The following is a 5,548-nucleotide window of genomic DNA, read 5'->3' on the forward strand; positions in this document are numbered from 1 at the left end:
AGTGCGTCTGGTCCTTGAGAACTCAACAGCGTGCACATTGTCAATGCCAATTTATTGATTGACCTCGTGCCTGGTCGGCTTGCTGACTGGGTCATGAAGCAATTCCTTTTGGATTGAAGATTGTCAGTAGACAGTCAACAGTCAGAATCAACTCGGTCTGATGCCTTCGGGTGTTGGGTCTGTATTTTTTTACGGAGAGTTTGATCCTGGCTCAGGACGAACGCTGGCGGCGTGCTTAACACATGCAAGTCGAACGATGATGCCCAGCTTGCTGGGTGGATTAGTGGCGAACGGGTGAGTAACACGTGAGTAACCTGCCCCTGACTCTGGGATAAGCGTTGGAAACGACGTCTAATACTGGATATGATCACTGGCCGCATGGTCTGGTGGTGGAAAGATTTTTTGGTTGGGGATGGACTCGCGGCCTATCAGCTTGTTGGTGAGGTAATGGCTCACCAAGGCGACGACGGGTAGCCGGCCTGAGAGGGTGACCGGCCACACTGGGACTGAGACACGGCCCAGACTCCTACGGGAGGCAGCAGTGGGGAATATTGCACAATGGGCGAAAGCCTGATGCAGCAACGCCGCGTGAGGGATGACGGCCTTCGGGTTGTAAACCTCTTTTAGTAGGGAAGAAGCGAAAGTGACGGTACCTGCAGAAAAAGCACCGGCTAACTACGTGCCAGCAGCCGCGGTAATACGTAGGGTGCAAGCGTTGTCCGGAATTATTGGGCGTAAAGAGCTCGTAGGCGGTTTGTCGCGTCTGCTGTGAAATCCCGAGGCTCAACCTCGGGCTTGCAGTGGGTACGGGCAGACTAGAGTGCGGTAGGGGAGATTGGAATTCCTGGTGTAGCGGTGGAATGCGCAGATATCAGGAGGAACACCGATGGCGAAGGCAGATCTCTGGGCCGTAACTGACGCTGAGGAGCGAAAGCATGGGGAGCGAACAGGATTAGATACCCTGGTAGTCCATGCCGTAAACGTTGGGCGCTAGATGTAGGGACCTTTCCACGGTTTCTGTGTCGTAGCTAACGCATTAAGCGCCCCGCCTGGGGAGTACGGCCGCAAGGCTAAAACTCAAAGGAATTGACGGGGGCCCGCACAAGCGGCGGAGCATGCGGATTAATTCGATGCAACGCGAAGAACCTTACCAAGGCTTGACATACACCGGAAACGGCCAGAGATGGTCGCCCCCTTGTGGTCGGTGTACAGGTGGTGCATGGTTGTCGTCAGCTCGTGTCGTGAGATGTTGGGTTAAGTCCCGCAACGAGCGCAACCCTCGTTCTATGTTGCCAGCGGGTTATGCCGGGGACTCATAGGAGACTGCCGGGGTCAACTCGGAGGAAGGTGGGGATGACGTCAAATCATCATGCCCCTTATGTCTTGGGCTTCACGCATGCTACAATGGCCGGTACAAAGGGCTGCGATACCGTAAGGTGGAGCGAATCCCAAAAAGCCGGTCTCAGTTCGGATTGAGGTCTGCAACTCGACCTCATGAAGTCGGAGTCGCTAGTAATCGCAGATCAGCAACGCTGCGGTGAATACGTTCCCGGGCCTTGTACACACCGCCCGTCAAGTCATGAAAGTCGGTAACACCCGAAGCCGGTGGCCTAACCCTTGTGGAAGGAGCCGTCGAAGGTGGGATCGGTGATTAGGACTAAGTCGTAACAAGGTAGCCGTACCGGAAGGTGCGGCTGGATCACCTCCTTTCTAAGGAGCATCTGGTCAGTGCTGGTCGCCCATTAGGGGTGGTTGGTTGCTGGTCCAGGCGCCTGTTTCGGACCGAACGTGTCCGACGGGTAGCTCATGGGTGGAACATTGACAGTGCAGTTGGGAGTGATGCTTCCGACCTTAGTACGCTCTGCTTGCAGGGTTGGGACGGGTCGTGGGTGGAGCTGCTGGCTGGTGCACGTTGTTGGGTCCTGAGGGACCAGGCTTCCTACTGTCACGTGAGTGGTGGTGGGGGTTGGGCCTACGGGTCCTTCGTCGGGCCAGGGTGAACCTACCGTTGTGGTGGGGGAGTGCTGGTGCCGATCGTATGTTGAGAACTACACAGTGGACGCGAGCATCTTTGATTCGCGTCATCCATGACCAGCCTTCGGGCTGCTGATTGGTGACGTTGGATCGCAATTTTAATCTTTGTGGTCAAGTTTCTAAGAGCAAACGGTGGATGCCTTGGCATCTGGAGCCGATGAAGGACGTAGAAATCTGCGATAAGCCTCGGGGAGCTGATAATCGAGCTTCGATCCGAGGATTTCCGAATGGGGAAACCCCGCCAGGCGTTTTGCGACCTGGTGACTCCCGCCTGAATATATAGGGCGGGTAGAGGGAACGTGGGGAAGTGAAACATCTCAGTACCCACAGGAAGAGAAAACAACATGTGATTCCGTGAGTAGTGGCGAGCGAAAGCGGATGAGGCTAAACCGATCATGTGTGATAGCCGGCGGGCGTTGCATGGTCGGGGTTGTGGGACACGTCACTCAGTTCTGCCGGACTGGGACGGTTACAGCGCATCATAGTCGAACCGGTTTGAAAGCCGGGCCGTAGTGGGTGCCAGCCCCGTAGACGAAATGGTGTTATGGCCGGATGTGTATCCCAAGTAGCACGGGGCCCGAGAAATCCCGTGTGAATCTGTCAGGACCACCTGATAAGCCTAAATACTCCCAGATGACCGATAGCGGACAAGTACCGTGAGGGAAAGGTGAAAAGTACCCCGGGAGGGGAGTGAAATAGTACCTGAAACCGTTTGCTTACAAACCGTCGGAGCCTCCTTAGTAGGGGTGACGGCGTGCCTTTTGAAGAATGAGCCTGCGAGTTAGTGATATGTGGCGAGGTTAACCCGTGAGGGGCAGCCGTAGCGAAAGCGAGTCTGAATAGGGCGTTTGAGTCGCATGTTCTAGACCCGAAGCGAAGTGATCTATCCATGGCCAGGTTGAAGCGACGGTAAGACGTCGTGGAGGACCGAACCCACTTCAGTTGAAAATGGAGGGGATGAGCTGTGGATAGGGGTGAAAGGCCAATCAAACTTCGTGATAGCTGGTTCTCTCCGAAATGCATTTAGGTGCAGCGTTGCGTGTTTCTCGCCGGAGGTAGAGCTACTGGATGGCCGATGGGCCTCAACAGGTTACTGACGTCAGCCAAACTCCGAATGCCGGTGAGTGAGAGCGCAGCAGTGAGACGGTGGGGGATAAGCTTCATCGTCGAGAGGGAAACAACCCAGACTACCAACTAAGGTCCCTAAGCGTGTGCTAAGTGGGAAAGGATGTGGAGTTGCACAGACAACCAGGAGGTTGGCTTAGAAGCAGCCACCCTTGAAAGAGTGCGTAATAGCTCACTGGTCAAGTGATTCCGCGCCGACAATGTAACGGGGCTCAAGCACACCACCGAAGTTGTAGATTTCGCACTATAGACAAGCCTTCGTGGTTCAGTCGTGCGGAGTGGTAGGAGAGCGTCGTGTGGCGAGTGAAGCGGCGGAGTGATCCAGCCGTGGACGCTACACGAGTGAGAATGCAGGCATGAGTAGCGAAAGACGGGTGAGAAACCCGTCCTCCGAAAGACCAAGGGTTCCAGGGCCAGGTTAATCCGCCCTGGGTAAGTCGGGACCTAAGGCGAGGCCGACAGGCGTAGTCGATGGACAACGGGTTGATATTCCCGTACCGGCGAACAACCGCCCAAGCTAATCCAGTGGTGCTAAGAGTCCTAACCCGGTACAACCGGATCCCTTCGGGGTGATGGTGGCCGGTCTAACGCTCGACCCCATGCTGGTGCGGTTAGCGTATGAACAGGTGTGACGCAGGAAGGTAGCTGAGCCAGGCGATGGTATCCGTAAGGTGAACCTGGTGTAAGGATGTAGGGCTGACGATAGGCAAATCCGTCGTCTGTATGCCTGAGATCCGACGCGTACCCGTAAGGGGAAATCAGTGATCCTATGCTGCCGAGAAAAGCATCGACGCGAGGTTGCAGCCGCCCGTACCCGAAACCGACTCAGGTGGTCAGGTAGAGAATACCAAGGAGATCGAGAGAATCGTGGTTAAGGAACTCGGCAAAATGCCCCCGTAACTTCGGGAGAAGGGGGGCCGGACACGTGACCGGATTTACTCCGTGAGCGTTGAAGGCCGCAGAGACCAGTGGGAAGCGACTGTTTACTAAAAACACAGGTCCGTGCGAAGTCGCAAGACGATGTATACGGACTGACGCCTGCCCGGTGCTGGAAGGTTAAGAGGAAGGGTTAGCCTTTGGGCGAAGCTCTGAATTTAAGCCCCAGTAAACGGCGGTGGTAACTATAACCATCCTAAGGTAGCGAAATTCCTTGTCGGGTAAGTTCCGACCTGCACGAATGGCGTAACGACTTCCCAGCTGTCTCAACCGCGAACTCGGCGAAATTGCACTACGAGTAAAGATGCTCGTTACGCGCAGCAGGACGGAAAGACCCCGTGACCTTTACTACAGTTTGGTATTGGTGTTCGGAGTGGCTTGTGTAGGATAGGTGGGAGACTGTGAAGCGGGCACGCTAGTGTTCGTGGAGTCATTGTTGAAATACCACTCTGGTCACTTTGGATGTCTAACGTAGGACCCTGATCGGGTTCATGGACAGTGCCTGATGGGTAGTTTAACTGGGGCGGTTGCCTCCCAAAGAGTAACGGAGGCGCCCAAAGGTTCCCTCAACCTGGTTGGCAATCAGGTGGCGAGTGTAAGTGCACAAGGGAGCTTGACTGTGAGACTGACAGGTCGAGCAGGGACGAAAGTCGGGACTAGTGATCCGGCAGTGGCTTGTGGAAGCGCTGTCGCTCAACGGATAAAAGGTACCTCGGGGATAACAGGCTGATCTTGCCCAAGAGTCCATATCGACGGCATGGTTTGGCACCTCGATGTCGGCTCGTCGCATCCTGGGGCTGGAGTAGGTCCCAAGGGTTGGGCTGTTCGCCCATTAAAGCGGTACGCGAGCTGGGTTTAGAACGTCGTGAGACAGTTCGGTCCCTATCCGCTGCGCGCGTTGGAAATTTGAGAAGATCTATCCCTAGTACGAGAGGACCGGGATGGACGAACCTCTGGTGTGTCAGTTGTTCTGCCAAGGGCACCGCTGATTAGCTACGTTCGGACCGGATAACCGCTGAAAGCATCTAAGCGGGAAGCCGTCTTCGAGATGAGATTTCCATGCACCTTGAGTGTGAGAGGCTCCCAGCAGACTACTGGGTTGATAGGCCGGATGTGGAAGCGGGGACTAACGACCCGTGGAGCTGACCGGTACTAATAAGCCGAAGACTTGATAACACACTGATTTCCGTGCACTTGTTGCACGGGCTCGCGTCCACTTTGTGGTTCCCGACAGACGATCGGGAATCGAAACTGAATACACCGCTCTGCCCTCTTCACGGAGGGCAGCAGCTGGAACAGCTTTGAGACCAGATCATGGTCGAAGGTGTTCCGGTGGTCATAGCGAGAGGGAAACGCCCGGTCACATTCCGAACCCGGAAGCTAAGCCTCTCAGCGCCGATGGTACTGCAAGGGGGACCTTGTGGGAGAGTAGGACGCCGCCGGACTTAACGTA

3 rRNA genes are annotated in these 5,548 nt (G+C 55.4%); all 3 read left to right on the top strand.

Going from position 1 to position 5,548, the window contains the following annotated elements:
- Positions 1–188 precede the first annotated feature (188 nt).
- The 3 genes from DEJ06_RS17900 (at position 189) to rrf (ending at position 5,540) form a co-directional block, all read left to right on the top strand.
- A 16S ribosomal RNA gene (locus DEJ06_RS17900) occupies positions 189–1,710 on the top strand.
- A 433-nt stretch (positions 1,711–2,143) separates the two neighbouring features.
- Positions 2,144–5,271 (top strand): 23S ribosomal RNA (locus DEJ06_RS17905).
- Positions 5,272–5,423: 152 nt separating this feature from the next.
- Positions 5,424–5,540: ribosomal RNA gene (gene rrf, locus DEJ06_RS17910) — 5S ribosomal RNA — on the top strand.
- The 16S, 23S and 5S rRNA genes sit together here, the layout of an rRNA operon.
- The last annotated feature ends 8 nt before the right edge of the window (positions 5,541–5,548 follow it).

The sequence above is a fragment of the Curtobacterium sp. MCLR17_051 genome (assembly GCF_003234395.1).
Classification (GTDB): Bacteria; Actinomycetota; Actinomycetes; order Actinomycetales; family Microbacteriaceae; genus Curtobacterium; species Curtobacterium flaccumfaciens.